Source organism: uncultured Desulfobulbus sp. (assembly GCF_963662935.2).
Classification (GTDB): Bacteria; Desulfobacterota; Desulfobulbia; order Desulfobulbales; family Desulfobulbaceae; genus Desulfobulbus.
In genome coordinates this window covers 955,138-980,469 of record NZ_CAXXTL010000001.1, presented here as the reverse complement: position 1 = coordinate 980,469, position 25,332 = coordinate 955,138, and the positions used below count along the sequence as shown (strand labels likewise).

Annotated in this window: 22 protein-coding genes; 21 read left to right on the top strand and 1 reads right to left on the bottom strand. The window is 55.9% G+C overall.

Annotated elements, in window-relative coordinates; translation table 11 throughout:
* Nucleotides 1–34 precede the first annotated feature (34 nt).
* The 20 genes from nuoH (at nucleotide 35) to ACHZCX_RS04095 (ending at nucleotide 23,228) form a co-directional block, all read left to right on the top strand.
* A complete protein-coding gene (gene nuoH, locus ACHZCX_RS04190; protein ID WP_319585973.1) occupies nucleotides 35–1,003 on the top strand; it encodes an NADH-quinone oxidoreductase subunit NuoH in 969 nt (322 codons plus the stop codon).
* Nucleotides 1,004–1,028: 25 nt separating this feature from the next.
* Nucleotides 1,029–1,667 carry an NADH-quinone oxidoreductase subunit I gene (locus ACHZCX_RS04185; protein ID WP_319585972.1) on the top strand — a complete coding sequence of 213 codons (639 nt, stop codon included), beginning with the start codon at nucleotides 1,029–1,031 and terminating at the stop codon, nucleotides 1,665–1,667.
* Nucleotides 1,668–1,680: 13 nt separating this feature from the next.
* Nucleotides 1,681–2,250 carry an NADH-quinone oxidoreductase subunit J gene (locus ACHZCX_RS04180; protein WP_319585971.1) on the top strand — a complete coding sequence of 190 codons (570 nt, stop codon included), beginning with the start codon at nucleotides 1,681–1,683 and terminating at the stop codon, nucleotides 2,248–2,250.
* Nucleotides 2,247–2,549 carry an NADH-quinone oxidoreductase subunit NuoK gene (gene nuoK / locus ACHZCX_RS04175; protein ID WP_319585970.1) on the top strand — a complete coding sequence of 101 codons (303 nt, stop codon included), beginning with the start codon at nucleotides 2,247–2,249 and terminating at the stop codon, nucleotides 2,547–2,549. Before ACHZCX_RS04180 ends, nuoK begins: the two co-directional genes overlap by 4 nt.
* Before the next feature lie 5 nt (nucleotides 2,550–2,554).
* The gene (gene nuoL, locus ACHZCX_RS04170; protein WP_319585969.1) at nucleotides 2,555–4,477 is read left to right on the top strand and encodes an NADH-quinone oxidoreductase subunit L; all 1,923 of its coding nucleotides are present in this window, start codon (nucleotides 2,555–2,557) and stop codon (nucleotides 4,475–4,477) included.
* 28 nt (nucleotides 4,478–4,505) lie between these two features.
* The gene (locus tag ACHZCX_RS04165) at nucleotides 4,506–6,011 is read left to right on the top strand and encodes an NADH-quinone oxidoreductase subunit M (RefSeq protein ID WP_319585968.1); all 1,506 of its coding nucleotides are present in this window, start codon (nucleotides 4,506–4,508) and stop codon (nucleotides 6,009–6,011) included.
* Between the two features lie 40 nt (nucleotides 6,012–6,051).
* Nucleotides 6,052–7,497, top strand: a complete 1,446-nt coding sequence (locus tag ACHZCX_RS04160; RefSeq protein ID WP_319585967.1) for an NADH-quinone oxidoreductase subunit N — start codon at nucleotides 6,052–6,054, stop codon at nucleotides 7,495–7,497.
* Between the two features lie 295 nt (nucleotides 7,498–7,792).
* Entirely contained in the window at nucleotides 7,793–8,764 is a 972-nt protein-coding gene (locus ACHZCX_RS04155; protein WP_319585966.1) for a chromate resistance protein ChrB domain-containing protein, read from the top strand.
* Nucleotides 8,761–10,002, top strand: coding sequence for an MFS transporter (locus ACHZCX_RS04150; protein ID WP_319585965.1), 1,242 nt, complete (start codon nucleotides 8,761–8,763; stop codon nucleotides 10,000–10,002). Before ACHZCX_RS04155 ends, ACHZCX_RS04150 begins: the two co-directional genes overlap by 4 nt.
* A 50-nt stretch (nucleotides 10,003–10,052) precedes the next feature.
* Nucleotides 10,053–10,331, top strand: coding sequence for a hypothetical protein (locus ACHZCX_RS04145; RefSeq protein ID WP_319585964.1), 279 nt, complete (start codon nucleotides 10,053–10,055; stop codon nucleotides 10,329–10,331).
* Nucleotides 10,332–10,390: 59 nt separating this feature from the next.
* On the top strand, nucleotides 10,391–11,767 hold the full coding sequence (chrA, locus tag ACHZCX_RS04140; protein WP_319585963.1) for a chromate efflux transporter: 1,377 nt from the start codon (nucleotides 10,391–10,393) through the stop codon (nucleotides 11,765–11,767).
* 148 nt (nucleotides 11,768–11,915) lie between these two features.
* On the top strand, nucleotides 11,916–12,221 hold the full coding sequence (locus ACHZCX_RS04135) for a rhodanese-like domain-containing protein (protein WP_319585962.1): 306 nt from the start codon (nucleotides 11,916–11,918) through the stop codon (nucleotides 12,219–12,221).
* A 540-nt stretch (nucleotides 12,222–12,761) separates the two neighbouring features.
* Nucleotides 12,762–13,787, top strand: a complete 1,026-nt coding sequence (locus ACHZCX_RS04130) for a multiheme c-type cytochrome (RefSeq protein ID WP_319585961.1) — start codon at nucleotides 12,762–12,764, stop codon at nucleotides 13,785–13,787.
* A complete protein-coding gene (locus tag ACHZCX_RS04125) occupies nucleotides 13,787–14,995 on the top strand; it encodes a U32 family peptidase (RefSeq protein WP_319585960.1) in 1,209 nt (402 codons plus the stop codon). The genes ACHZCX_RS04130 and ACHZCX_RS04125 overlap by 1 nt, the downstream gene beginning before the upstream one ends.
* Complete coding sequence (locus ACHZCX_RS04120) at nucleotides 14,992–16,437, top strand: SDR family oxidoreductase (protein WP_319585959.1); 1,446 nt, start codon at nucleotides 14,992–14,994, stop codon at nucleotides 16,435–16,437. The genes ACHZCX_RS04125 and ACHZCX_RS04120 overlap by 4 nt, the downstream gene beginning before the upstream one ends.
* A gap of 123 nt (nucleotides 16,438–16,560) precedes the next feature.
* Nucleotides 16,561–18,018 (top strand): aspartate aminotransferase family protein, encoded by a 1,458-nt coding sequence (locus ACHZCX_RS04115; protein WP_319585958.1) that lies wholly within the window; start codon nucleotides 16,561–16,563, stop codon nucleotides 18,016–18,018.
* Nucleotides 18,019–18,027: 9 nt separating this feature from the next.
* On the top strand, nucleotides 18,028–20,004 hold the full coding sequence (locus tag ACHZCX_RS04110) for an MMPL family transporter (RefSeq protein WP_319585957.1): 1,977 nt from the start codon (nucleotides 18,028–18,030) through the stop codon (nucleotides 20,002–20,004).
* Complete coding sequence (locus tag ACHZCX_RS04105; RefSeq protein ID WP_319585956.1) at nucleotides 20,005–21,108, top strand: hypothetical protein; 1,104 nt, start codon at nucleotides 20,005–20,007, stop codon at nucleotides 21,106–21,108.
* Nucleotides 21,108–21,770, top strand: coding sequence for a hypothetical protein (locus ACHZCX_RS04100; protein ID WP_319585955.1), 663 nt, complete (start codon nucleotides 21,108–21,110; stop codon nucleotides 21,768–21,770). Before ACHZCX_RS04105 ends, ACHZCX_RS04100 begins: the two co-directional genes overlap by 1 nt.
* A gap of 207 nt (nucleotides 21,771–21,977) precedes the next feature.
* Nucleotides 21,978–23,228 carry a hypothetical protein gene (locus ACHZCX_RS04095; protein ID WP_319585954.1) on the top strand — a complete coding sequence of 417 codons (1,251 nt, stop codon included), beginning with the start codon at nucleotides 21,978–21,980 and terminating at the stop codon, nucleotides 23,226–23,228.
* A gap of 63 nt (nucleotides 23,229–23,291) precedes the next feature.
* On the opposite strand, the gene ACHZCX_RS04090 is transcribed toward ACHZCX_RS04095, so the two are convergent.
* Nucleotides 23,292–24,224 carry a sulfite exporter TauE/SafE family protein gene (locus tag ACHZCX_RS04090; RefSeq protein ID WP_319585953.1) on the bottom strand — a complete coding sequence of 311 codons (933 nt, stop codon included), beginning with the start codon at nucleotides 24,222–24,224 and terminating at the stop codon, nucleotides 23,292–23,294.
* Nucleotides 24,225–24,741: 517 nt separating this feature from the next.
* Between ACHZCX_RS04090 and coaD the strand changes: the two genes are divergently transcribed.
* Nucleotides 24,742–25,275 (top strand): pantetheine-phosphate adenylyltransferase, encoded by a 534-nt coding sequence (gene coaD, locus ACHZCX_RS04085; RefSeq protein WP_319585952.1) that lies wholly within the window; start codon nucleotides 24,742–24,744, stop codon nucleotides 25,273–25,275.
* The last annotated feature ends 57 nt before the right edge of the window (nucleotides 25,276–25,332 follow it).

Here is a 25,332-nt window from a genome sequence, read left to right as displayed (position 1 = left end):
CATGAACCGGCCTGCTTGATTACTGAGGAACAGTATGGAAATCCTTCTCATGCTCGTGTGGATCATCATCCTCTTTGCCGTGGTCATGCTCCATGTGGCCTATGCAACCTATTTTGAGCGCAAGATCATCGGCCATATGCAGGTTCGCCTGGGTCCGATGCGGGTCGGCTGGCACGGCTTGCTCCAGCCTATTGCCGACGGCGTCAAATCCTTTTTTAAGGAAGACATCATCCCGGCCAATGCCGACCGGCCGACTTTCCTAGCCGCGCCAATCATCTGCCTGGTGGCGATGATGACCTCACTGGCGGTGCTGCCCTTTGCCAAGGGTTGGGTCCTGGCGGACATCAATATCGGTTTGCTGTTCATCTTTGCCATGAGTTCACTGGCCAGTTACGGCGTGGTCCTTGCCGGTTGGGCCTCGAACTCGAAATACAGTTTCCTCGGCGGCCTGCGCTCCATGGCCCAGGTCATCAGCTACGAAATTAGCATGGGGCTCAGTCTGGTTGGGGTAATGCTGCTGTCGGGTTCGCTTAACTTAAGCGAGATCGTCGAGGCCCAGGGCAACTCGATTCTGGGCATGTATCTCCTGCCGCAGTGCATCGGTTTTTTTGTGTTCTTCATCAGTATGCTGGCCGAAACCAACCGGGTGCCCTTTGATCTGCCCGAGGCGGAGACCGAACTAGTTTCCGGCTATGCCACCGAGTACAGCGGCATGCGCTACGCCATCTTTTTCATGTCCGAGTATATCGGCATGATGGTTATGGCCTCCATCGGCACGGTCTGTTTTCTCGGCGGCTGGAACGGCCCCTTTGCGGTACCTTTTTTCCCGCCGCTCTGGTTCGTGCTCAAGGTCTACCTGTTTATGTTCCTCTTCATCTGGATACGGGCCACGCTGCCGCGCTATCGCTATGATCAGTTGATGGATCTGGGCTGGAAACTGCTCATTCCCTTAGCGCTGGCAAATATCGTTCTCACCGCCTTCCTCAAGGCGCTGATCGGGTAAGGAGAGGGGAGAGATCTCAAAAACTATGCAGATTCAATACAAACCCAAACGCGGCCTTTTGGCGACCCTGTTCCAGGCGGAGATTGTTCAGGGCATGACCTTGACGCTCAAGAAGCTCTTTTCCAAGCCGATTACCCGCCAGTATCCCGATGAAAAACCGCAGATCCAGGTCGGGTTTCGCGGCCAGCACGCCCTGGTGCGCGATCCCGAGACCGGCAGAAGCAAGTGCATCGGTTGTATGCGCTGCGCCATGGCCTGTCCCTCGCGCTGCATCCGCATCCGCTCGCACAAGGACAAGGAGCCGGGCAGTCGCCGGGTGATCGACTGCTACCGGATAGAGTCCCTGCGCTGTGTCTATTGCGGCTACTGCGAAGAGGTCTGCCCGGTCAACGCCATTGTGCTCACCGAAGTCTATGAATACGGCTCCTACGATCGGCCTTCGCTCTATTTCACCATGGAGCAACTGCTGGCCAATTGGGACCGGTTTGCCTCCGGGATGGACCGGCCAATCGAGGAATATGTCAATCCCTTCTGGCGGCCGCGCGGCCTGGCAGAGCGCGATCTGCCCGCCCCGAAGCGGTTGCTCGTCTCGCCCGAGTGGAGCGGCGAGCAGCAGGTGGTAGGACGAAAATGGCGGCAGCACCACGCGCCGGAACAATCCTAAAGAGGGGGTGTCGATGTTTCTCCAGATCTTTTTTGGCTACTGCGCCCTGATGATCATTGCCAGCGGCATCCTGGCCATCAGCCTGCGTAACCCGGTCCACTGCGTGCTCATGGTCCTGGTGCTCTTTTTTCACATGGCCGGACTTTACTTGACGCTGAACGCCGAGTTCCTGGCGGCGGTGCAGATCATTGTCTATGCCGGGGCCATTCTGGTGCTCTACCTTTTTGTGCTCTTCCTGGTCAGTTTGCGCGAGGAACTGCATCTGGACGCCTTTATCCCCAACCCCTGGGTGGGCAGGATTATCGCTGTTGGTCTGGCTTTGGCACTGGTCTATGTCACACCCGCCTTTACCCTCGGCGAAAAGGGCACCTGGTCGACAGCCGCGATCAACGAACTGACCCACACCAAGGCCATGGGGCAGGAGATGTATTCCACCTATCTGCTGCCTTTTGAGATCGCCGGTCTCATCCTGCTGGTGGCCCTGGTCGGCGGTCTGGTACTGGCGCGACGGGACGAGGGCAAGATTGAAGAGGCTGAGACGACGAGCGACCAGCAACCCGGCCCCAAGGAGGTAACCCTATGATTCCTCTTTCCTGGTATATGACCCTGGCCGCCATCCTGTTCTGCATCGGAGTCTGCGGTTTTCTCACCCGACGTAATGTGATCATCATGTTTCTCTCTACCGAGTTGATGCTGAACGGCGTTAACCTCAACCTGGTGGCGCTGAGCCACTTCATGGATAGTTTACGCGGTCAGGCCTTCACCTTCTTCATTATAACTGTGGCCGCTGCCGAGGCTGCCATCGGGCTGGGGATTGCCATTGCGCTCTACCGGAGCAGGCGTACTGTGCACGTCGACACCATCAACCAACTGAAAGGATAACTGCTATGCCGGCTTCCTTGCTCGCCATCCCGCTGCTGCCGCTGGCCTCCTTTGTCCTGACTTTGCTTCTGGGCAAGCGTTGGGGGACACGGGCGCATTGGCTGCCGATCGTTACGGTCCTGCTCTCTTTTGTTTGCGCCTTGGCCGCCTTTTTCCGGGTCCGTTCGGGCGAAATCATCAACCAGGACATCTACACCTGGATTGAGTCCGGCAACCTCAGCGTCTCGGTGGGCTTTCTTGTTGACCAGCTGACTGCGGTGATGCTGATCGTGGTCACCAGTGTCAGTTCGCTGGTGCATATCTATTCGGTGGGCTACATGAAGGGCGAGGAGGGCTACTACCGTTTTTTTGCGTATCTGAGCCTCTTTACCTTTTCCATGCTCATGCTGGTGCTGGGTAACAATTTTCTCCAGTTGTTTTTCGGTTGGGAAGCAGTCGGGCTTTCGTCCTACCTTTTGATAGGGTTTTACTACGAAAAGCGGTCCGCCGCCGATGCCGGCAAGAAGGCTTTTATCGTTAACCGCTTCGGCGATTTTGGTTTTATCCTCGGGCTCTTTCTGATTTTCACCCAATTCGGCAGCCTCCATTATCAGGAAGTCTTCAGCCGAGTTGGTTCCCTGGACAGCCAGATGATTTCTTTCTTTGGCAGCCAAGTGAGTCTGGCCACGGTTATTGCCCTACTGCTGTTCTGCGGGGCCATCGGCAAGTCGGCCCAGATTCCGCTCCATGTCTGGCTGCCCGATGCCATGGAGGGCCCGACCCCGGTCAGCGCCCTGATCCATGCCGCCACCATGGTCACCGCCGGTGTTTTTTTAGTCGCCCGCTGCAATCCGATTTTTGAACTGTCCCACTTTGCCCTCAACCTGATCACCGTCCTGGGCGCGGTCACCGCCCTGTTTGCCGCCACCATCGCCCTGGTCCAGACCGACATTAAGCGCGTGGTCGCCTATTCCACGGTCAGCCAGTTGGCCTACATGTTCATCGGTTGCGGCGTTGGCGCCTATTCCGCCGGTATCTTTCATCTGTTTACCCACGCCTTTTTCAAGGCCCTGCTTTTTCTCGGTTGCGGCTCGGTGATCCTCGGCATGCACCACGAGCAGGATGTCCGTTCCATGGGCGGCCTCAAACACAAAATGCCAATCACCTACTGGACCTTTCTCCTGGCCTCGCTGTCGATCTCAGGCGTACCCGGTCTGGCCGGTTTTTTCAGCAAGGACGAGATCCTACTCATGGCCTTTAATACCGAGTTGGGTGCCGGAAAATTCGCCTGGGCCATCGGTACCCTGGTGGCCTTCATGACCGCCTTCTATTCCTTCCGCCTCTTTTTCCTTATCTTCCATGGGGAATTCCGCGGCACCGAGCATCAGTGGGATCATTGCCATGAATCGCCGGCCGTGGTCACCGTGCCGCTGGTTATCCTGGCAATCGGCGCCGTAGGTGCCGGCTGGTTCGGCGTGCCCACCATTCTTGGCGGCGACAACCACTGGGCCCAATTCCTTACACCGGTACTCGGACACCCCCATATCCATGTTTCTGGATTGACCGAGGGGCTGCTCATGGGCGGCTCGATTTTAGCCGGGGTCTGCGGCATCGGCCTGGCCTACTCTATGTACCGAATGAAGCCCCATCTGCCCGGCATTGTGGCTGAACGTCTCGCCTTTTTCTATCGGTTGCTGCTCAATAAATATTACATCGATGAGCTGTATAGCACGGTCATTATCAAGCCCACACTCGCCTTCAGCCGCCGGGTGCTGCTGACCATCGTTGATCTGGCCTGCATCGAGGGGATCGTCAACGGCATTCCCCGAGCGATCGGTGGTTTTTCCGAGAAACTGCGACGGGTACAGGATGGGCAAGTGTCGCATTATCTCGCCTGGATGGGGGGGGGCGCATTGGCACTTCTCCTCGTTCTCTTGATCGGCATTTAACTCGAAACCCAACTCAGGAAGCGTCTCGATGTCCATACCTCTCCTCAGCACCCTGATCTTTTTCCCGATCCTCGGCGGACTTTCCCTGCTGATCGTCCCCAGGCAGCAGACCGCGACCATCAAGATCATGGCCCTGATCATCAGCCTGGTCGAGTTTCTTCTCTGCCTGCCGATCGTGCTGCTGTTTGATAAAAGCACCTATGTGATGCAGTTCCGGGAGGTGTACCCCTGGATCACGGCGCTCAATATCAACTATGCCCTGGGCATCGACGGCATCAGTGTGCTCTTTCTTCTGCTCACCGCCCTGATCATTGTGCTGTCGATCCTTGTCTCCTGGGAAGCCATCACCACCAAGGTGCAGGAGTTTTTTGTCGCCCTGCTGATCCTGGAAGGGGCCATGATTGGCGTCTTCTGCGCCACTGACTTTTTCCTCTTCTATATTTTCTGGGAGGCCATGCTGATCCCGATGTTTTTGATCATCGGTGTCTGGGGTGGACCGAACCGGATTTACGCCACCGTCAAATTTTTCCTGTATACACTGGTCGGCAGCCTCCTGATGCTGGTGGGCATCATCTTGCTCTATCAAAACGGCGGCCACACCTTTGATATCCTCAAACTGGCCGGGCAGCCCTATTCGCTCAAGCTGCAGTTGATCCTTTTCTGGGCCTTTTTCGCCGCCTTTGCGGTCAAAGTGCCGATGTGGCCGGTGCACACCTGGCTGCCGGACGCCCATACCGAGGCTCCGGCCGCCGGTTCAGTCATCCTTGCCGGGGTGCTGATCAAGATGGGAGCCTACGGATTTCTCCGTTTCTCCCTGCCGATCCTGCCCGATGCCACCCAGCAGATGATGCTGCCCATGCTCATCCTTTCAGTGATTGCCATTGTCTACGGGGCAATCATCTGTCTGGCCCAGACCGATCTCAAGCGGTTGATCGCCTACAGCTCGGTCAGCCATATGGGTTTTGTCACCCTGGGCCTTTTTGCACTCAATCAGCACGGGCTTGAGGGCGGCATCCTGCAGATGATCAATCACGGCGTGGTCACCGGCGCGCTCTTCCTCGCCATCGGCATGGTTTATGAACGCACCCACACCCGGGAGATCGTGGCTTACGGCGGCTTGGCCTCGACCATGCCGGTCTTTGCCGGCTTCTTTCTCCTCTTTACCCTGGCGGCCGTGGGGCTGCCCGGCACCAATGGCTTTATCGGCGAATTTCTCATCCTGCTGGGCAGTTTTGAGCGGCAGCCCTGGACGGCGGTCATCGCCTCCTCCGGCCTGATTCTCGGAGCCTGGTACATGCTTTGGCTCTATCAGCGCATCTTTTTCAACGAGGTCAAGGAGAAGATGCATGGCCTGGTTGAGTTGAATCTACGCGAAATTCTGACGCTTGTGCCCATGGTTCTGCTCATTTTCTGGATCGGTCTCTACCCCAATGCCCTGCTCGGCTTTCTCCACGTTTCCGTGGGGCATCTGCTTGATCAGGTCCATGGCGTGGGGCTGGCCGGGCCGGTGGTCAACTCCCTCCTGCATCCGTGAACCCTGGATATTATTCCGTGATCTTGAAAGAGGAACGATCATGATCGAGACCGTGGCTGTCAACTGGACCGCCGTTGAACCCGTCCTTCCGGAACTGCTGCTGATCGGCATCGGTGTGCTGCTGATCGGTTTTGATCTGTTCATGCCCCGCCAGCGGCAGCTGCTGCCCTGGCTGACCGTGGTCGGCTGCCTGACTGGACTGGCCATGGTCCTGGGGTCGCGTCCGACCACTTCTTTTGGCGGCATGTTCCTCACCGACGGCTATGCCATGGTCTTTAAGGCCATCTGCCTAGGAGGCGTCATCCTGACTGTCTTGATGAGCGAGTATTTTTGCCGCATCATCGGCCTGCGCCAGGGTGAATATTACAGCCTGATGCTCTTTTCCCTGGTCGGTATGTTGTTGATGGCCTCGGCTGGCGACCTGATGGTGCTGTATCTGGGACTGGAGCTGATGGCCCTGCCGGTGTACGCCATGGTGGGATTGCACAAGCGGGAAAGCCGGACCAGCGAGGCATCGATCAAGTATTTCCTCATGGGCGGATTCGCTTCAGCCCTGCTGTTATTTGGCATGTCGCTCCTCTACGGCCTGACCGGCACCACCGAAATTGCCCGGATCGAGGAATTGATCGGCGCTTCGCCGATGAGCGTCAATCCGGCCCTGCTGGTCGCTCTGGGCTTGATGCTGGCAGGTCTCTGTTTCAAGGTGGCGGCGGCGCCTTTTCACCTCTGGACCCCGGATGTGTACGAGGGGGCGCCGACCATTGTAACCGCTTTCATGTCCGTTGGCCCCAAGGCCGCAGGGTTTGCGATTTTCGGCCGGGTTCTGTTCCTCGGTCTGCCCCAACTCTACGATCATTGGGGGCCGGTGCTGGCGGTGATTGCCCTGCTGACCATGGCCGTGGGCAACATCACCGCCCTGTGCCAGCACAGTCTCAAGCGGATGCTGGCTTATTCAGCCATCGCCCATGCCGGTTATGCCCTGCTTGGCCTCCTGGCGGGGACAACGGAGGGCATGGCCGCTACAATGACCTATCTGGTCATCTACCTATTCATGAACATGGGGGCCTTTGCTGTCCTCATGCTGCTGGCTACACCCGACAATCCTCACGAGTCCCTGGACGACTGCAAGGGACTGGCGAGCCGCAACCCGGTGGCCGCTGCCCTGATGCTGGTGTTCATGTTTTCCCTGACCGGTATTCCGCCCACCGGTGGCTTCATCGGCAAGTTCTATCTGCTCAAAGCGGCCTTTGCCGCCGGTTATACCCTGACCGTGGTTCTGGCCGTGATCTTCAGCGCCATTTCGGCTTATTTCTATCTGCGAGTTGTCCGCTACATGTACATGCATGACTCGGAGCAAACCGCTGGCCTGACGATCACCCGTGGCATGGCGACCGCCCTTGGTGTGTGTCTGCTGGGCGTTCTTGGGCTCGGTTTTTTCCCCGGTGCTCTTCTTGACTGGACGGTTGGTGCTCTCGCCGGGATGTAAAATCTCTTCCTCCTCAAAAGGCCTCCCTCGCTCGAGCCAGATTCCCGGAGGTGGCGAGTTAAAAAGGGTAGGGGGCAACGCCAGAACCTCTCTGTGTCTGGTTCGCCCCTTGGAAAGGGTTCTAACGGCGATAAAAGTTAGTCTGCCGTTCCGAATGTCCCTCAGAACCTGAAGCAGAAAAGCCCTCCGCCATATTTCCTTCCTGCTGTTTTCCCATACCCGTCACCCTCCAATTCCTCGTACTCCCCCGCGTCACCTTTTCCATCTTGACATCGTTACAAGTGTAACATATTTTATGTTCACTATGAATGATAAATGGATTCTCTTTTCATATTCGATTCCTGCGGTCAACGCCAAAGCACGGATGCGCATCTGGCGGCGTATCTCGGCCACCGGTGCGGTGCAGTTGAAAACCGGCCTGCAGATTTTGCCTAACCGAGACGATCGCTTGGAAAACATCACCTGGCTGATCGGCGAGGTCCAAGCTCTGGGGGGTGAGGCCCTGGCGATCCAATGCAGTCGGGTGGAGGGGATGGCGGATAGCCAGATCGAGCACCTTTTCCAGGCGCAGATTGATCCGGAATTTACCCAGATCCAGGCCGAGACACGGGAGATCATGGCCGCCGCTCCCCAGGAGCAGCCTCCGGATTGGCGCAAGGAGCAAGGAGTGGCTTTGCGCAAGCTGCGCAAACGGTGTGAATCCCTGCGGGAGAGGGATTTTTTTCCCTCGGGAGCGGCAGCCAAGACCCTCGCCGTCCTCGACGCTGCCGGAGAAAAGCTCCGCAACCCGGAGGTGCCGGCCGATCCCCAACCGAGGTTCGACCGTTCCAACTACCTGGGTCGCACCTGGGTGACCCGAGCCCAGCCCTATATTGATCGGTTGACCTGCTCCTGGCTGATCCGCCGCTTCATTGATCCGCAGGCGACCCTTCGTTTTCTCCAGCCTGATGAGGTTGCAATGGCAGGGGAAATCCCTTTTGACATGACCGGGGCCGAATTTACCCATCAGGGCGAGTTGATCACCTTTGAAGTCATGACGCGCGGTTTTGGCTTACTCGATCCCTCGGTGCTCAAGATCGGCGAGTTGGTGCAATGCATTGATGTTCAGGAAGGTGCCCTCTCCGATGATGCGGCCCTGCTGAAGACGTTGCTCGACGGCCTGATTGCCCTTTCCACAGACGACTATCAATTGCTGGAACGTGCGCTTCTACTCTTTGACGCCCTCCATGCGGGCTTTAAAAAATCAATCAAAGGTGAACCACAATGAGCGCCACCGCCTTGCATCCCACCACAACCACAACCTCTCTGTTCCGCACGCTCTGCTCCATCGGCTTCTTGGCCCGTTTTTCCTACGCTCTGGCGAGAAATCCGGTGCTGCCGCTCTTCGCCCTGGCCCTTGGGGCCGGACCGGAAGGGATCGGCTTGGCTGTGGGTATCTCCACCGTCACCGGAATTTTGTTCAAGATGCCCTCCGGCGCTCTTTCCGATATCATCGGCCGCCGCCGCACCATGCTCGCCGGGCTGGTGGTTTTCGGCCTGATGCCTTTTGCCTACCTGTTTATCACCGAGTATTCGGCTTTGGTCGTGGTGCGTTTTCTTCACGGCCTGGCCACTGCCATCTACGGCCCGGTAGCCATGGCCGTGGTGGCGGACGTGGCCGGCAAGCGTAAGGGCGAGCTGCTCAGCTGGTTCTCCTCGGTCTGTATTGCCGGCACTTTGCTGGGCGCGCCGATTGGCGGATATGTCCTTTTCCTGCTTGGCGGTGAGGCGTCAGCTGGTTTGGGCGAATTTCGGATGGTTTTTCTTTTGAGCGGCATAACCGGTGTTGCTGCTCTGGTATTGGGACTCCGCACCCTGCGTCATGGCGATAAACCGGTGGCAGGCAAGGGATTAACCGAGAGATTGCATCTTTTTGTCCGCGGCATCCGGGAGGTGGTGGCTGACAAGCGAGTCCTCATGACCTCTTCCATGGAAGGGATTCAGAACATCAGCATGGGGGCACTGGAGGCCTTTCTTCCGGTCTACGCTGTTTCCGTGGCCGGGCTCAACGTCTTCCAGGCCGGGTTGATCTGGGGTGTGCAGATCGTGGTCACCATGATCAGCAAACCTTTGATGGGAAAGGTCTCGGATCGTTGGGGGCGGCGACCGCTGATCGTTGCCGGGATGCTGCTCTGTGCCGTGCCCTTTGCCTTTATCCCGCATCTGACCGATTTTGTCCCCCTGATGCTCGCCGGCATGGTCTTCGGCCTTGGCGAGGCCTTTGTCACCTCGTCCTCGGCGGCCATGGTGGCCGATTACTGTAAGGCCCAGCATTACGGGGCAGCCATGGGTGTCTTTGGGACAATCTTCGATGTTGGTCATGCCTCGGGTCCCATCCTCACCGGTCTGCTGGTGGCCTCGATGGGCTACGGTCGGGCCTTTGCCCTTGTCGCCGTCCTGCTGCTTGCCTCAATCCCCCTGTTTCTGATGACTGTCCGCGAAGAACCGCCACCGGATAACCTGTAACCTCAACCCAAACTGAGCCTCTCAATCCAACAATAAGAAGGAGAACAGCCATGCCTGAATTGAATGTGCATATCCAATCGAGCCTCAACCGGACCGGCAAGGAATACCGCGAGGTCCACGAGTGGATTGACAACCCGGAAACCAAGTACGAGCGCCACGATTTTGCCCAGGTACTGGAAAACGCCAAGATGTTCACCGAACTCTACGGTGAAGGGGCGGCTAAGGAATACGTCCTCCATCTGGTTGAGGATATGCATTGCCGCTTCAACAAGGTCCTGGGTGAACATCAGAAGCTGCACGCCGATTGTCTCAAGTATTTCGGCGCGTAATCGCCCCAACCCTGGCTTGCATGACGCGAGCCATTCCCAAGCATGGAAGAGGTGGCGGTATGGAACACGATGTGTCCTTTCGTGAGGCCCTCAAAGTCTGGACCCGCATCGGGCTATTGAGCTTCGGCGGACCGGCAGGGCAGATTGCCCTGATGCACCGGATGCTGGTTGAAGAACGCAAATGGATTGGCAATGACCGCTTTCTCCATGCCCTCAACTACTGCCACCTCTTGCCTGGGCCAGAAGCCCAGCAGTTGGCCACTTACATTGGTTGGCTTTTGCACGGCACCAAAGGAGGACTGGCTGCCGGGTTGCTCTTTGTTATCCCCGGCATGCTGACCATCCTGGCGCTGACCGTTCTCTATGCCGGTTTTCACCAGGTTACCGCGGTCCAGGCCTTCTTTTACGGGCTGAAACCGGCGGTTCTTGCCATTGTAATCATGGCGGTCTTTCGTATCGCCGGCAAGGCCCTGAAAACGCCGTATCTGATGGGCCTGGCCGGTCTCGCCTTCATTGCTATGTTTTTCTATCAAGCGCCCTTTCCCTTGGTCATTGTAGTTTCCGGACTCCTTGGCTATTTGGGGATGAGTTTCTGTCCTCAGTATTTAGGCGCGGCATGTCCCCAATGGATTTGCGGCAGCTCGACCGTGGCTGAGACCGGAAGTGAAGATGGAATCATAGATATCCTGCTTGCCAAAGACGCTGAGGGTCGCTTTACACCCACCTTGAGGCGCAGCCTCAAGGTCCTGGTCACCTGGGGATTGATCTGGCTTGGACCGGTCCTGCTGCTCTTGTTCATCCTTGGCCCGGAACATGTCTTTACCCAAATTGCGCTATTTTTCAGCAAGATGGCCACCGTTACCTTTGGCGGGGCTTATGCGGTCCTGGCCTACATGGCTCAGGAGGCGGTGGCCGGTTATGGCTGGCTGCAGCCTGGGGAGATGCTCGACGGCCTGGCGCTGGCGGAAACCACACCTGGCCCGCTTATTCAGGTGGTGCAGTTCGTCGGTTTTCTCGCCGCCTACCGCGATCCCGGTGTGCTTAATCCCTATGTGGCTGGAACTCTTGGCGCTCTGCTGACCGTCTGGGTAACCTTTGCCCCATGTTTTCTCTGGATTTTTCTTGGTGCGCCCTATGTGGAGAAGCTGCGCAACAACAGATTGATGAACGGGGCGCTTTCAGGCATCACTGCGGCGGTGGTCGGCGTGGTGCTCAACCTTTCCCTCTGGTTCGGAATCAATGCCCTCTTTGCGCGGATCGGAGCAATCCATCTGTTCGGCGCAACCATCCCAGCGCCGCATTGGGCAACCGCCGACTGGTTTGGCCTGCTGCTCGCCGGCCTTTCCTATCTGGCCATGAAGTATTTGAAAATTGGGATGATCACCGTCCTTGCAGTCTGTTCCTGCATTGGATTTCTGTGGAAACTCATCTTATGATGAACTCGCAAAAAGGAAGAAGTCTCGGTGTTGTCATTTCGATCGCAGCGATAACAATCTGGAATTATTATGAGATTTATCATCGCGGTGCTCGTCGATGACAGAAATAGAATTTTTACGAAACCATCATCCTGTAGAGAGGATCACTATGGAAAAAAGTTTAACCGCTGTTGAGTTGGTCAACCTGCTTGCTGCTGGCAAGGATTTCACCCTGCTCGATGTCAGGCGAAAAGAAGATTTTGACAAAGCTCCCGAAACGATTGGCGGGGCGCAATGGAAAAATCCTGTTGATATGGACCAATGGATACAGACCCTTCCGGAGCAACGTGAGGTGATTGTCTACTGTGTTCGCGGCGGCTCGGTCAGCCAATCGGTGCAGCAACGGCTGACTGATGCCGGTTTTAAAGCTCAATACGTGGTAGGGGGGTTGGAGGCATTCGCTAAGAAAAATTAAATATGAATCTGGGATGATGGTAGAATTTTCCAGATTATTCGATAGGGTGTAGGGCGAGCAATCGCCTGTTTGCCTACCCCAACCACAATGTTTAATGCGATGGAGGAAACACAATAAGCTTGTAAGGGGGCACTTGCGCCTCTTGTTGATCGGCGTCCCACTTCTGGGACCGATTGGTATCCAACTATCGTTGGCTTCACCACATAAACTTTCAAAAAAAGAATAATTATCACTTTATTTTATTCAACAAAAAAATATTGTAATTCAAGATTGTTGCGATCACTTCCATTTTTTATTTTTCCGTCTTCTTCATGAAATATTCATCTTTATGTGATACAGTGAGCGCATTGGTGATGTACTCGGGCCATCCATTTTTTCGTACAGCAATGGACACCTTGTGTGGGGAGATCATGGATGACCATACTGTCCATCCCGCCTTGGGGTCACACTCTGAAGTGTGCCGCCTCTATATGCGACATCCTTGAACTGGAACCAGACTGCCTGGTTTCCCTTGCTCACTTCTAACAATATTTTTGCAGCATGCCTTCTTGTAACCACAGCACAAACTGGAACACTGGAATTGGCCTCCTCCTTGGCTTACTCTTGCTTGCCGGTTGCGCCACCTTTGGCAACCTGACTCGCATTTCATCCGAAGGGCTTGAAGGCCCGCAGGCCAGCCAATGCGGTGCATGTCATGTCGACCAGTATCGAGAATGGCAAGGCACAGCCCATGCAAAGGCCTTCACCAGCACAACCTTTCAGGAGGCAGCTGGCAGTCCACCGGAAGAAGAATGCCTCAAATGCCACAGTCCCCTGGAGATCCGTGCCGAAAAAACAGAAAGCCGCTCCTTTCACCAGCAAGAAGGCGTCACCTGCATCAGCTGTCATCTCTCCGAGGGGAAGATGCATGGCCCCCACGCAAGTTCCGCCTTGTTTAACCCCCATCCGGTCGAGGAAGATAGTACCTTTTATGCGAGCCAGTCCCTCTGCGCGGCCTGCCATGCAGAGACCCACACCCAGTGGCAAAAGACAGCAGCACGACAGGAAACCCGAACGTGTCAGGAATGCCACCAGCCCGTTGTCCAGCGCCGCGCAACCCAGGGAACCAATTTTTTCTCCAACATTCTGGTCGCCTTCGAAGACGAACTCCCCACCCGCAGCCATGAAATAACCTTGGAAAAGATGGTCAACTTCCCAGGCGGGGTTACGATCACAGCCCTAGCCATAAAAACAGGGCCAAACGCTCCGGCCCTTGAGGTCACTCTCCGCAACAACCTACCCCATGACTTGCCCACCGGAACCTATGGGGAAAAAGAGATCCAACTCGTGTTGACCTCTGTAAAAGACAAGGAGCTGTCGACAGATAAAAAAGTCCAGGTCAGCAATGAACAGCACCCGATCGCCGCCGGGGAAACTAAAAAAATAGTGATTCCCTTGGCATCCACGGATGTCCTGTCCGGTACACTGCGCTTGAAGCTGGAGCGCCACAGCGAAAGCCATGCCGGACGACCGCCCATTCTTCTTGTATCAAAAAACATCGATTTCGTTTCCGAGGCTTTACTTTAATGCGCAATTTCACCGTCCCCACCACCTTCACCCCTGAATTCATCGACCAATTGGGCGACCTCAACCGCGAATTTGCAGACAGCGGGGGTCAGGTTGCCGAAATCTACGGTTCCTTCCAGGAGGGTGTCTTCAATTCAGCCCGGCCCGCCAAGTACCTTCCGGCGGTCAGTCGCGAACAGTTTCAGCGCCATGTCGTCCAGGCCCGGGAAAAGGGCATTCCCTTCAATTACCTGTTCAACGCCCCCAGTTACTCGAACCTGGAGTACACCCATGAAGGCCGCGCGGAGCTGGCCGCATTGCTCCAATTTCTCGTGGATGCCGGAGTTGCTTCGGTCACCGTCGCCATTCCTTACCTGGTGGAAATTATCAGCAGCACCTTCCCCCAGCTTGAGGTGGTGACCTCCACCATCGGCTACGTGGGGGCCGTGGCTGGAATCAATCAGTATCACGAGGCCGGCGCGGCCAGAGTGGTGCTCGATGTAGAGGTCAACCGGGATTTTCAATTTTTACGCACAGCCGGTGCCGAGAGCCAGGTGCCCCTGGAAATCATCGTCAATCCCGTCTGCATCAGCCAGTGCCATTTCAAGTACAATCATAATTGTGTGGCCTCCTTGGGCTCGCAGAGCTTTTTGCGGGGCGGGGCCGGTATCCCGTACAATCAGTATTATCTCAACTGGTGTTTTCTGCAGAAACTCCGGAAGGAAGGTGAATTCCTCAAGAGCCCCTGGGTGCGCCCTGAAGACCTGCATTTTTGGGAAGAGGTTGGGATTTCCTATTTCAAGATAGCGGGCCGGGGACTTCCAGGATCTGAAATCCTGCGCTTATGCCGCAGCTATCTGGCCAGGGAATTTTCCGGCAATCTGCTCGATCTGCTGGGATGGCCGCACTGGCTGGCCTTTCGCGACAACGGCGACGGCACCCGCCTTCCGGCCCTGGATGTCATCCTTGACAATAAGGCGCTGGAGGGGTTTCTTGAGTTCTTTGCCCGCAAGATGCCTCAGTGCCGGCTTGGCTGCCAGCAATGCGGCCACTGCCTGGCCTGGAGCCGCAAAGCCCTGCAGTTCAACGATGAATCTTTGAAAGAGAAATATATTGCCAATATGACCAGAAACATCCGCCACCTGGTTGAGGACATCCCTTCCGCCCAGGAAACCGAGGAAGCAGTTCTCAACTGGCAGAAGCAGGCAGCCAGCCAGGTGGTGAAGTGAGCATTTTAGTCACGGGTGGCACCGGTGTAGTGGGCAGACCCCTGGTCGCGGCGCTCTGTGCGGCGGGCAATCAGGTTGTTGCTCTCTGCCGTCGGCCCCCAAAAGCCAATGAACCCCTGAGCACAAACTGCACCTACCTGTCAGGAGATGTCTCGCAGCCCCAGCTTGGCCTGGATGCCGATACCTACCGTGATCTCTGCACCTCGGTGGAGAGCATCTTTCACCTGGCGGCCCGCACCGATTTCAAGGGGGCCTCGGTGGCTGACTATGAAGCGGTCAATATCAACGGCGTTAAAAACATTTACGCTCTCACTGCGGAGGCGGGCGCCCATCTCCATCACATCTCCACCGCCTTTGTCTGTGGCGATCATGCCGGCATCTTTCACGAGCAGGATCTTGATTGTGGCCAACACTTTCGCAATGGCTACGAAGAGAGCAAATTCCAGGGTGAACAATTCCTCCGTTTGCAAATGCAGCGCCAGAGGGGAGCAGGCGATCCAGCAATCACCATCTATCGGCCCAGCATCATCCTGGAGCGGCAGCCCTCGCAGGCCTCACTGAACACCTTTGGCCCCTTTATCTTTCTCGATGGAGTCTTTCGTATCCTTCTTGCGGCCAGCCGCAAGAAGCAAGGCGAGGAAACCGTCAGGGTACGGGGCGACGTGACCTGTTCTCTGCCCTTTATTTTTGACGACAACGTGGTCGAGGCCCTCCTGCGGATATCGGCCAGCCCAAATATCCATGGCCAGACCTTTCATCTGCTCAGTGCGCACCCCTGTCCCAACAGAATGATGGAGGAGGTCTTCAACGCGGCCTTTGGCCGGGAAGCGGCCTGTCTGGTTGATGCCCATGCCTTCCAACAGCGGCCGGCCACAGCGGCTGAAAAGATCATGGCCCGCAAGACCGCCATGTATGATGACTATCTTGACCTGAACATCCAGCTTGACCGGACCCATCTCGAGGCACTCCTCGGGAGCGCTTGGCGACCCACCATCTCGGGAGAAGAGTTGCTCACCGCCTTTAGCATCTATCTGGCCAGCAAAAAGGAAGAGGACGCCGCCAGAGTTTTGCTGCCCTCCGCCTCCCGCCAGGGTATTGAAGAATATTTTGACACCTTCCTCCCCACTTTTTACGGCCGTCAGCTTATCAAAGGTCTGGCCTCCCTCTCTTGCCAGTTCTGGCTTGAGATTGCCTGTTGCACCAGCCGGACCCTGAGAATAGACAAGGGGCGTTTGATCGACATTACCACAGGTCATCAAGGCGCTTTTGGCTATAAGGTACAGCCTGCAACCTTTCTCAATGTGATCCGGGGTAGCCTTTCGCCCCAGCAGGGTTTCTTCCAGGGTAATATCAGCATGGAAGGCAACACCATGGAGGCCCTGCGCACTGCCACCGCCCTGGAGGAATTTTTCAGAACCTGGCCTTACAACGCTTCTCCATAATTCAGGTTGTGATCTACAGGGAGAGCGTCAGGCAAGGTATGCCAATACTCCCAACAGCTCAGGATTCTCCACCTGAACAGCCTTCCTTTAAAATCAACAGATACCCATAAAAGAGAATAAATCATGAGAAAAAACTGGATTGCCGTCGACGAAGTCAGCGCCAAACCCTATAAGGAATCTGTGGCCCTGTTCAGAGAGTATATCAATCCCGGCCTGGTTGCCCTGCTTGACATGGGGGAATACACCTCCATTCAGCCTCAGTCGGCCCAGGGCGCCACCATCATTGACAGCAATGGGCGAGAACTCCTTGATTTTGTTTCCTCCTACGGCGCTTTGAATCTTGGCCATAACCATCCCAAGGTTAAGGCGGCGATCCTTGAAGTCCTGGGGGAAAACCGGGTGGATCTTTCCAAGGAGCTGCTTTCCCCCTATGCCGCCTGTCTGGCCCATAATCTCAGCCTGCTCACCCCCGGCACTCTGGACCGTTTTTACTTCTGTAATTCAGGGACCGAGGCCGTGGAAGCGGCCCTGAAACTAGCGGCTCGCTACTTCAAAGGCAAACGACCGCAGTTCATCTATGCCGAGAATTCGCTGCATGGCAAAACTCTGGGCTCGCTCTCCGTCACCGGTGGCCAGCGACTACGGGAATTTTTTCCGCTGTTGCCCGGCAAAACCGTCCCTTACGGCGATGCGGCGGCCCTTGAAATTTTGCTGAAAAACAATCCCTCGGAAGGCGGAGATTCCGTGGCCGCCGTGATTCTCGAACCCATTCAGGGCGAGGCCGGGGTCATTGTGCCGCCGGCCGGGTATCTGCGACAGGTTCGTGAACTCTGCACCCGTTATGGGGTCCTGCTCATTCTCGATGAGATCCAAACCGGCATGTGCCGCACCGGCACCTTTTTTGCCTGTGAGTATGAGGAGGTGGTTCCGGATCTCCTGGTCATCGCCAAATCTTTAGGTGGCGGACTGGCCTCCATCGGCGCCACCATTGCAACAACCAAGGTCTTTGAAACCGCCTACGATAATCCCCATGACTGTTTGGTGCAGACCTCAACCTTTGGCGGAAGAACAAGCAGCTGTGCCGCAGCCATGGCCGCCCTCGAGGTCTATGAACAAGAAGATCTCAGTCAGCGGGCCAAAACCTTGGGCGAACGCCTCCTTGCCGGATTGGAAGCCATCCGAGAAAAATATCCGGACTGGATTCGTGCTGTACGGGGCCGGGGATTGATGGTCGGTATCGAGTTCAACGAACAGATCGTCGACCAGGCTAAGTATCTGCCTGCCAAGATTCCGGGGTTGAAGAATGTGCTCAAAGAGCATCTCCCCGGCATGGTGGCTGCCGCGCTGCTCAAACAGTTCGGGATTCTGGGAACCCTGATGCTCAACAACCGCTCGGTGTTGCGAGTCTATCCCCCCCTAATTATCACCGAAACAGAAATTGATTATTTCCTCACTTCCCTCGATACCCTTCTCTCTCAAGGCCCCAAGGAACTGGTGAAAAACCGGGTCAATCATGCTATTGGCTCTGCCGGGTTGAAATTTATCACCCCATGGACCAGCTCTTTTCTCAAGAAAAAGTAACAATAGAGTATGCACGCCTTCTTCAAACACTTTGCCCTCACCCTCAGGGGGCACAAAATACTCACCCTGATTGTTTTTGCAGGCCTGACCTTGCTGAGCGGTTTTTTCACCCTGCACAGCCGGGTGGACAACTCCCTGTCCGTCTGGCAATCTGCCGATGATCCCCACTGGCTGCAATATCAAAAATTTGTCGCCCAGTACCATATCATCGACCCGCTGATAGCTTATCTTCCAGGATTGGGCCTGTTAGAACTGGAAGAGACAGCCGATGCCCTCAAGGAACACACCCGCGCCGCTTCTTTTCATACGCTTTCTATCCAGTCTTTGACCGGCACGGAGGCCGGGCTGTTCTTTATTCTCCCCAAAGCAGAGAGCAGTCCCGCAGATCTTGCCGCCTTGCTCACCGAGGTGGAGCATGTGCTCCAGCAGCAGGACGCAACCTATCATCTGGGCGGAGTCTGGTATCTCACCACCATGCTCGACACCCTCTCAGCCAAGACCACCCAGACCTTGTTCCCCATGGTTCTGGCAATTTTGACCCTTGGCGTTGTCATTCTGGTGCGCAATCGCCGCAATGTCCTGCTGGTGCTGCTGTGCGGGTTTACCCCCGCCCTTCAGGTTACCGGCATCATGGCCTTGGCCGGAGTCAAATTGAACATGATCCTCCTGGCTTTGCCTCCATGCACCATGATTTTGGGTATTGCCCATGCTATCCATCTGGTGCTCAAGCAACCGGATGAAGAGCATCCTGACAGTATCAGTATCTTCAGCGAGGTGGCCGCGCCAAGCCTGCTATCAGGCCTGACCATTATGCTCGGTTTTTTCTCCTTGGTTTTCAGCAGTTATCTTCCTATTCAGCAACTGGGGATCTGGGGTACCGTGGCCAGCGCTCTCTCCCTGGTCAATCCCCTGGTTCTGCTGGCCCTGTTTTTTGAGCCTGCCCCTTGTCGCTCCATCACCATTCCGGATACCCTTGTCACCTTCATGGCCAGGCATCGCCTGGCGCTCACCGGAATCTTTCTTCTCCTTTCCGTGCTCGCCGCCGTGGGTATCAGCCGCCTAAATACCGGCTCATTGATTCTCGACTTTTTTAAAGAGAACGCTGTCGTGCGCCAGAACTATCAGCAGATAGAAAACGCGGGCTTGGGACTGACCCCTTTTGAGGTTGACCTCTCCGGAAGCACGATCAACAATGGGGATCTGCAAGCTGTCTTTACCGACTTTGCCCATGACAACCCGGTCATTACCCAGATGTTGTATTACTTTGCTGACGGCACGGTGATCTCCGACTCAACTGCAAATGGTGCTCGTTTCCCCAAGTTGCTCTCCTTGAGCAAGATGGAGAAACGGCCCGAGCGTGCCACTGTCCTGCTCAAAACCCTGGCCTCCGAACCGACATTGGCTCTCTCGGAGAATCTGGAGCTCGTACTCCAGCAACGACTTGGCCCTCAGGAACAGCCTTATGTCACCGGTTCCGTCCCCCTCTATTGCCGAGGGCAGCAACAACTTTTTTCTTCATTGCTCACCAGCTTTGCCAACGCCTTTTTCCCCATTTCGTTGGTTATGGGGGTGGCTTTGCGCTCCGTCCATTTTGCCATCCTGGCCATTATCCCCAACCTCATGCCGGTTTTCTTTATAATGGCCCTCATGGGATGGCTGGGAATCCCCTTGAGCGTGGCCACAGTCACTGTGGCCAGTATCGTTTTCGGTATCGTGGTCGATGACACCATCCATTTCCTCCATCGTCTGCAGGCAGAAACCAGAACACCCGGAACGGCAATGGAACACCTGCATAACACCATTCATTATGCCGGCCCTGCCATGCTGACCGCTGCCTTGATTTCGGGAACAGGCTTTCTCGGCTTTCTTGGTTCGCCCTTTATCCCCCTGCGCGATTTCGGTTTGCTGATCAGCGTTGCCTTATGGCTGGCCATCCTCTGCGATATGGTCCTTCTCCCCCTGCTCATCCTTTCGTGGAAGAAATAAATGAATCCTCTGCACATCACTAATATCCTGGCCCTCCATTTTCACCCGGAACAGGGCAGCCCGTTCTGGCTGGAAAGGCAGCAGCAACTTGATTTTAACGTCAGGGAGGAAATCCGAAGCCGCCAGGATTTTCACCGCCTGGGGCCAATGGATATCAAGGCCCTGCGCACCCGGCCCATCACCGATTTTATCCCTCAGGTATTGCACCGGGATCTCTCGACCTTCCTCCTCTCCGAGACCGGCGGCACCACCGGCGATCCCTGCCGCCGCGTTTTTTCGCCCCAGGAGTTTCATGATGCTTTTATTGCTCCCTGGCTCAAGGCAGTGGCCGAACACAATTTTCCCTGGGGCGGGCGTTGGCTTTTTGTCGGACCTGGCGGCCCCCATATCATTGATCGTTCCGCCCGGGCCATGGCTCGCTCCCTGGGCAGCCTTGAGCCTTTTACCGTGGACTGCGATGTGCGTTGGATCAAACGCCAGGCCAAAGGCAGCATGGGGCTGAAGCTCTACATGGATCATGTCCTTGCTCAGGCAACCAATATCATCAGTCAGCAGGCGATAAGTACCCTGTTTACCACCCCGCCACTGCTGGTGGCGCTGGCCGAGGTCATGCGTCCGGACCAGAAAGAGCAGATTCTCGGCATCCATACCGGCGGCATGAACCTTGAGCCGCAAACCGCCCTGGACCTCCAGGGACACTTCCCCCATGCGGTCATCCTTCCCGGTTATGGCAATAGCCTGTTCGGGGTGACCTTCCCGCAGATCAGGAGCGGCAAGGCAAATGAGGCGGAAGCGGAAAGAGGAATGGCCGAAATCCCTGAAAGGATGCAAGACGATGTCTTCCAAGTGCAGGATCCGGCACTCTGGCTGCAACTGGCGCCGATCCCGGAAAATGAGCTGGTCGCGCAGGATCTGATCACCTCTGTCGCTCCGGGCCAGCGCGGCCGGGTCATCCTGCACCGCCTGGATCCCAGCTTTCTCATCCTTAATCTGGCGGAACGGGATACAGCCGTAGCCGTCGCCTGTGCCAACGGCGAGACGGGGCTTGCCCGCATTGCTCCCCTCCAATTTGCCACGCCCCTTGATCGGCAGGGCGTCTACTGATGAGCGACGATCTTTGCAGCCTGCACGTCACCATTCCCGGTCACTGTGGTCAACTGGAAGGCCAGCTTCTCTACCGTAGCGAAGAGGCGGCCGACATCGGCCTCATCATCTGTCCGCCCCATCCTCTGCTGGCTGGCAACCTGGAAAACAATGTGGTTCAGGCGGTGGCGAAAACAATGGCAGCCTTCATGCCGGTGCTGCTTTTCAACTATCCGGCTGTGGGCAAAAGCACCAGCCCTCGGCCCGATCTGCCCCTGTTTGAATACTGGAATGCGCTGGATCAGCGGAACGACTACGCAATGATTGCGGAGGAAGTGAGCAAGGTCCTTGCCTGGAGCACCGGCTATTTCCACTGTTTCCATCTGGTTGGCTACTCCTTCGGGACCCTCATGGCCCTGACCGCCATCACTCCCCAAGCTCTGTCCTACACCGCCATTGCCCCTCCCTTGGCTGCGTGCGATTTCACCGCGCTTCAATCCCTATCCATTCCTGTCTGCCTGATCACCGCGGAAAATGACAGCCTGCTGGCAGTGCCAGCCCTCTTGCCACGGCAAGAAAACATCACCCACACCATCATTAAAGGTGCCGATCATTTCTTTCTCAAACGGGAGGGGGAAATTGCGGAACAGATCGCAGACTTTATTGGTGCCATCGGTTGCTGAACTGCTTTTTCGAGACCCAGCAGGCAACGCCGCAACCATGTGGTCCCCTCTTGTTGATAAAATCGTTGCTAAAACCGGCAGCATTGGCTTTATCTGAGTGGTGTCCGCATGGTACGGGCAATAACCAAAGGTGACGATCGATTTCATGGCGATTGTGACCGTCGCCGAGTCTCGGTTCTCCAATAATTCAAGCCCCTCTCTAGAGTCATGATTCCCAGACCACTGTTTGTTGCCCGCGCTTTTATCCTTGCTTTGGCTTTGCTGGTTGCCCCCCCCCTAGCCAGTGCCGAAAAAACCATGTCGATCAGTCCTGACACCCCTCAGCCCAACCGTTTTATTGTCCGCGGCACGTCGCTGATTGACCTGAGCAAACCAGAACGCCCTGTTTTTTTTCGGGGCATGGGGTATTCGCCCTTCCTTCCCGGCGAAACTCCCGTCCGCGGCTTGCCTCCTGGTAACGATGGTCGTTACGACAACCATCTGAACCTGATGAAGGAGATGAACGCCAACTATATCCACGTCTTTCCCCGGCTCATGCCGCCGAATTTTTTCACCGCCTTGGACAAGACTGATCTGGTCTACAGTCAGGATGTCTGGGTTTGGGCCTATGAGGAGGATTTCCTTGCTCCGGCATTCCAGGCCAAGACCCTGGACGACATCAAGGAAGTGATCGATCACACCTATAAATTCGGTCGGCCGGACCGGCTGGTGCTCTTTTCCATCGGCGATGAGTTGCAAGCCAAGTGCGTCACCGCCACCGATGCCCGTCATCCGGAGGTCCGCAACTACCAGGGGAAACATCTGAGTGTGACCAATCGAACCCCCACCGAGGTGGCCATGGCCAAATTAGTGGACGGGGCCATGGAGTACGAGCTGAGCCGCTATGGTCGCCGTCATCTCTACTGCCACACCAGTTGGACCCATATCGGCCCGATCGCCGACCGCCCGGATATAGAGGTCAGCCAGGAAAGCGTTCTGGTGCCGGACATGGGCGACCTGATCTGCCTCAACGTTTACACTTACGCCAACGGAGTGCGCACCTCACCACCCGGTTCGGTCACCGGTACCACCTATCAAGGCTATTTGGAGCAGTTGGCCAAGGAGTCGAAACAACCGATCCTGGTGACCCAGGTGGGGCTGGCAACCTCGCCTATTGCCCCAAAACCAACAACAAATCCAGGTTTTGGCGGTCACAAGATCGAGGATGTGCCTGCAATTTTCAGCTCGGTGTGGCGTGATATCCGCACAGCGCGCGGCAAGGAGAAATACAGCGGGTTGGTTTTTTTCGAACTACAGGACGAGTGGTGGAAGAGCGCCAAGGGACCGGAAAAGGCCTTGCGGCAGGATGCGGACGATCCGGAACAATGGTTTGGGGTGTATAGTGTGGACAATACACACACCCTGACCCCCAAGGGGGCCATCCCGGCGACGATCAAAAAGTTGTTCGCCGAACCCTGAGGGGGAGTGTGCCAGAGTTGAAAAAGCAAGCGCGTCCGAGGAATAGCTTCGGACGCGCTCTTTTTATTTAAAAAACTCAGTCAAATATTTGATTGAAGTGAAGAGCATGATCACAACCAGCATCCACTTGATCCCCTTGGCGGGCACGAATTTCTGACAGCGGGCCCCCAGGTACATTCCAGCCATGCCGCCCAGGCCAAAGAGGATGCCGAGCAGCCAGTCCGGTGACACTGATACCTGCGGAAAGAGCGGGGCAATAGCGGTATAAAAGGCCACACCGGCCACCGAGGTGACGAAGGTCCCCATCAGGGCAGCCCCGGCCACGGTGTACACCGGCAGGCCGAAGAACGTGATGAGAAAGGGGGCGATGATCGCCCCACCACCGATGCCGTAAATCCCTCCGATGATGCCGACAATGAAGCAGAGGATAAAAATACCCGTCACCGAGACATCATACGTTTCACCCTGGAAGGTGAAGCCGATCCGCTTGAACGTGCACTGGGTAAGCGTCACCGTGGCGGCCGGATTGCCGAAGGTGGCGGCCAGCGGCCCACTCTTGCCCGCCGTCCCACCCTGGGCGCTGTTCTTGGCGGCGGCTTGCTGTTTGAGTAAATCCTTGATCATCTTGATGGCTATATAGAGAATGACCGCAGCGGCAAACAGCTTGAAATTTCGCGGATCACGCAGGCCGGTCACCCGAACGAAAGCGCCGATAAGCACACCCGGCAGGGTGCCGAGCACCACAGCCCAGGTCAGGGGCCAGACCATCCGTCCTTCCTTGCAATACCGGTAGACCCCGGAAGGAATAGCGACAATATTGTATAATTGATTGGTAGAGCTGACCGAAGGGTTGGTGTAGCCGAGTACAGACATCTGAAAGGGCAGAAGAAGAAAGGCCCCGGAAATGCCGCCCATGGAGGTGAAGAAGGAGATCACAAAGGCGACCAGTGGCGGAATCCAGGGATCGACGGTTATGCCGGAAATGGGAAAAAGCATGGGAGCCTCCTTGGTTACGTTGTCCGTTTTAATAAACACGATACAAATTATTTTCGTGTTACTGTAACCGGTGATCGATCGATTGTCAACGGTTCGGTTGATTGGCGTTGCCGCGCCTTATGCTGGCAATGCTCTTGATGCAATCTTTTGGCGAACATTTCTTTTTGGCGCAGATACTTAATGGGACACTGCCGACAGGGCTTAAACAGTCTGCTAATATCAAGTCGCATGAATATAATATTGACGGGGAACAGGCCTCTTTGCTATAGCTTAGCGGTCCTGGATAGGCTTGATTTCCGTTCTTTAAGATATGCTCTCCGGGAGCAGCGGACACACCGGTTGCCAGAGGAACGGTGTGGCACTCGTGAAGGCTGAATCGCAACCTCGTGGCGGCATCGTGAGGCGAGCAGAGCAGGAAATTGTACCGTTATTCGGAAAACGCTCGACTGCTGGTCGCCCACCACCGACGCAAGCCCGGCAAGCACACTTCATCCACAACGTATGTGCAGGATTTTCTATGAAAGGAATCTACGCAGGAAGTTACGATCCGCCGACCAACGGCCATCTGTGGATGATCGCGCAGGGAGCTCGCCTGTTCTGTAAATTTTATGTCGCAGTCGGCCAGAATGCGCAAAAAGAGTACTCCTTCACCATGGATGAACGGATACAAATGCTGGAGGAGCTGTGCGCCCGCTTTAAAAATGTAGAGGTGGTGCACTTCGAAAACAAATTTTTGGTGAAATATGCCGAATCGATAGGAGTTGATTATATCCTTCGCGGCATCCGCAACGAGAAAGATTACACTTACGAACGCAGTATGCGCTATGTCAACGGTAACATGACCGACACTATTCAGACCCTGTTCATGATGTCACCCCGGAATCTGGTGGAGGTCAGTTCCAGCCTGGTCAAGGGGCTGGTCGGCTCGGACGACTGGGAGCAGGTGGTCCGGGAGTATGTGCCGGATACCGTCTATCATAAGATGCTCAGCAAATTTGGTCCGATACATCTCCAGCATACCCGGCGGAGAATCCTTGAAAAAATCGAATAATCAATTACCCTCACCGCAGAGAGATTGCGCGGGCCGCCTGTCATCCTTCCACTAGCT

What these genes read in the sequence shown, in the direction of transcription:
- nuoH (WP_319585973.1), top strand. Translation starts at nt 35, where the DNA reads ATGGAAATCCTTCTCATGCTCGTGTGGATCATCATCCTCTTTGCCGTG.
- ACHZCX_RS04185 (WP_319585972.1), top strand. Translation starts at nt 1,029, where the DNA reads ATGCAGATTCAATACAAACCCAAACGCGGCCTTTTGGCGACCCTGTTC.
- ACHZCX_RS04180 (WP_319585971.1), top strand. Translation starts at nt 1,681, where the DNA reads ATGTTTCTCCAGATCTTTTTTGGCTACTGCGCCCTGATGATCATTGCC.
- nuoK (WP_319585970.1), top strand. Translation starts at nt 2,247, where the DNA reads ATGATTCCTCTTTCCTGGTATATGACCCTGGCCGCCATCCTGTTCTGC.
- nuoL (WP_319585969.1), top strand. Translation starts at nt 2,555, where the DNA reads ATGCCGGCTTCCTTGCTCGCCATCCCGCTGCTGCCGCTGGCCTCCTTT.
- ACHZCX_RS04165 (WP_319585968.1), top strand. Translation starts at nt 4,506, where the DNA reads ATGTCCATACCTCTCCTCAGCACCCTGATCTTTTTCCCGATCCTCGGC.
- ACHZCX_RS04160 (WP_319585967.1), top strand. Translation starts at nt 6,052, where the DNA reads ATGATCGAGACCGTGGCTGTCAACTGGACCGCCGTTGAACCCGTCCTT.
- ACHZCX_RS04155 (WP_319585966.1), top strand. Translation starts at nt 7,793, where the DNA reads ATGTTCACTATGAATGATAAATGGATTCTCTTTTCATATTCGATTCCT.
- ACHZCX_RS04150 (WP_319585965.1), top strand. Translation starts at nt 8,761, where the DNA reads ATGAGCGCCACCGCCTTGCATCCCACCACAACCACAACCTCTCTGTTC.
- ACHZCX_RS04145 (WP_319585964.1), top strand. Translation starts at nt 10,053, where the DNA reads ATGCCTGAATTGAATGTGCATATCCAATCGAGCCTCAACCGGACCGGC.
- chrA (WP_319585963.1), top strand. Translation starts at nt 10,391, where the DNA reads ATGGAACACGATGTGTCCTTTCGTGAGGCCCTCAAAGTCTGGACCCGC.
- ACHZCX_RS04135 (WP_319585962.1), top strand. Translation starts at nt 11,916, where the DNA reads ATGGAAAAAAGTTTAACCGCTGTTGAGTTGGTCAACCTGCTTGCTGCT.
- ACHZCX_RS04130 (WP_319585961.1), top strand. Translation starts at nt 12,762, where the DNA reads ATGCCTTCTTGTAACCACAGCACAAACTGGAACACTGGAATTGGCCTC.
- ACHZCX_RS04125 (WP_319585960.1), top strand. Translation starts at nt 13,787, where the DNA reads ATGCGCAATTTCACCGTCCCCACCACCTTCACCCCTGAATTCATCGAC.
- ACHZCX_RS04115 (WP_319585958.1), top strand. Translation starts at nt 16,561, where the DNA reads ATGAGAAAAAACTGGATTGCCGTCGACGAAGTCAGCGCCAAACCCTAT.
- ACHZCX_RS04110 (WP_319585957.1), top strand. Translation starts at nt 18,028, where the DNA reads ATGCACGCCTTCTTCAAACACTTTGCCCTCACCCTCAGGGGGCACAAA.
- ACHZCX_RS04105 (WP_319585956.1), top strand. Translation starts at nt 20,005, where the DNA reads ATGAATCCTCTGCACATCACTAATATCCTGGCCCTCCATTTTCACCCG.
- ACHZCX_RS04100 (WP_319585955.1), top strand. Translation starts at nt 21,108, where the DNA reads ATGAGCGACGATCTTTGCAGCCTGCACGTCACCATTCCCGGTCACTGT.
- ACHZCX_RS04095 (WP_319585954.1), top strand. Translation starts at nt 21,978, where the DNA reads ATGATTCCCAGACCACTGTTTGTTGCCCGCGCTTTTATCCTTGCTTTG.
- ACHZCX_RS04090 (WP_319585953.1), bottom strand. Translation starts at nt 24,224, where the DNA reads ATGCTTTTTCCCATTTCCGGCATAACCGTCGATCCCTGGATTCCGCCA.
- coaD (WP_319585952.1), top strand. Translation starts at nt 24,742, where the DNA reads ATGAAAGGAATCTACGCAGGAAGTTACGATCCGCCGACCAACGGCCAT.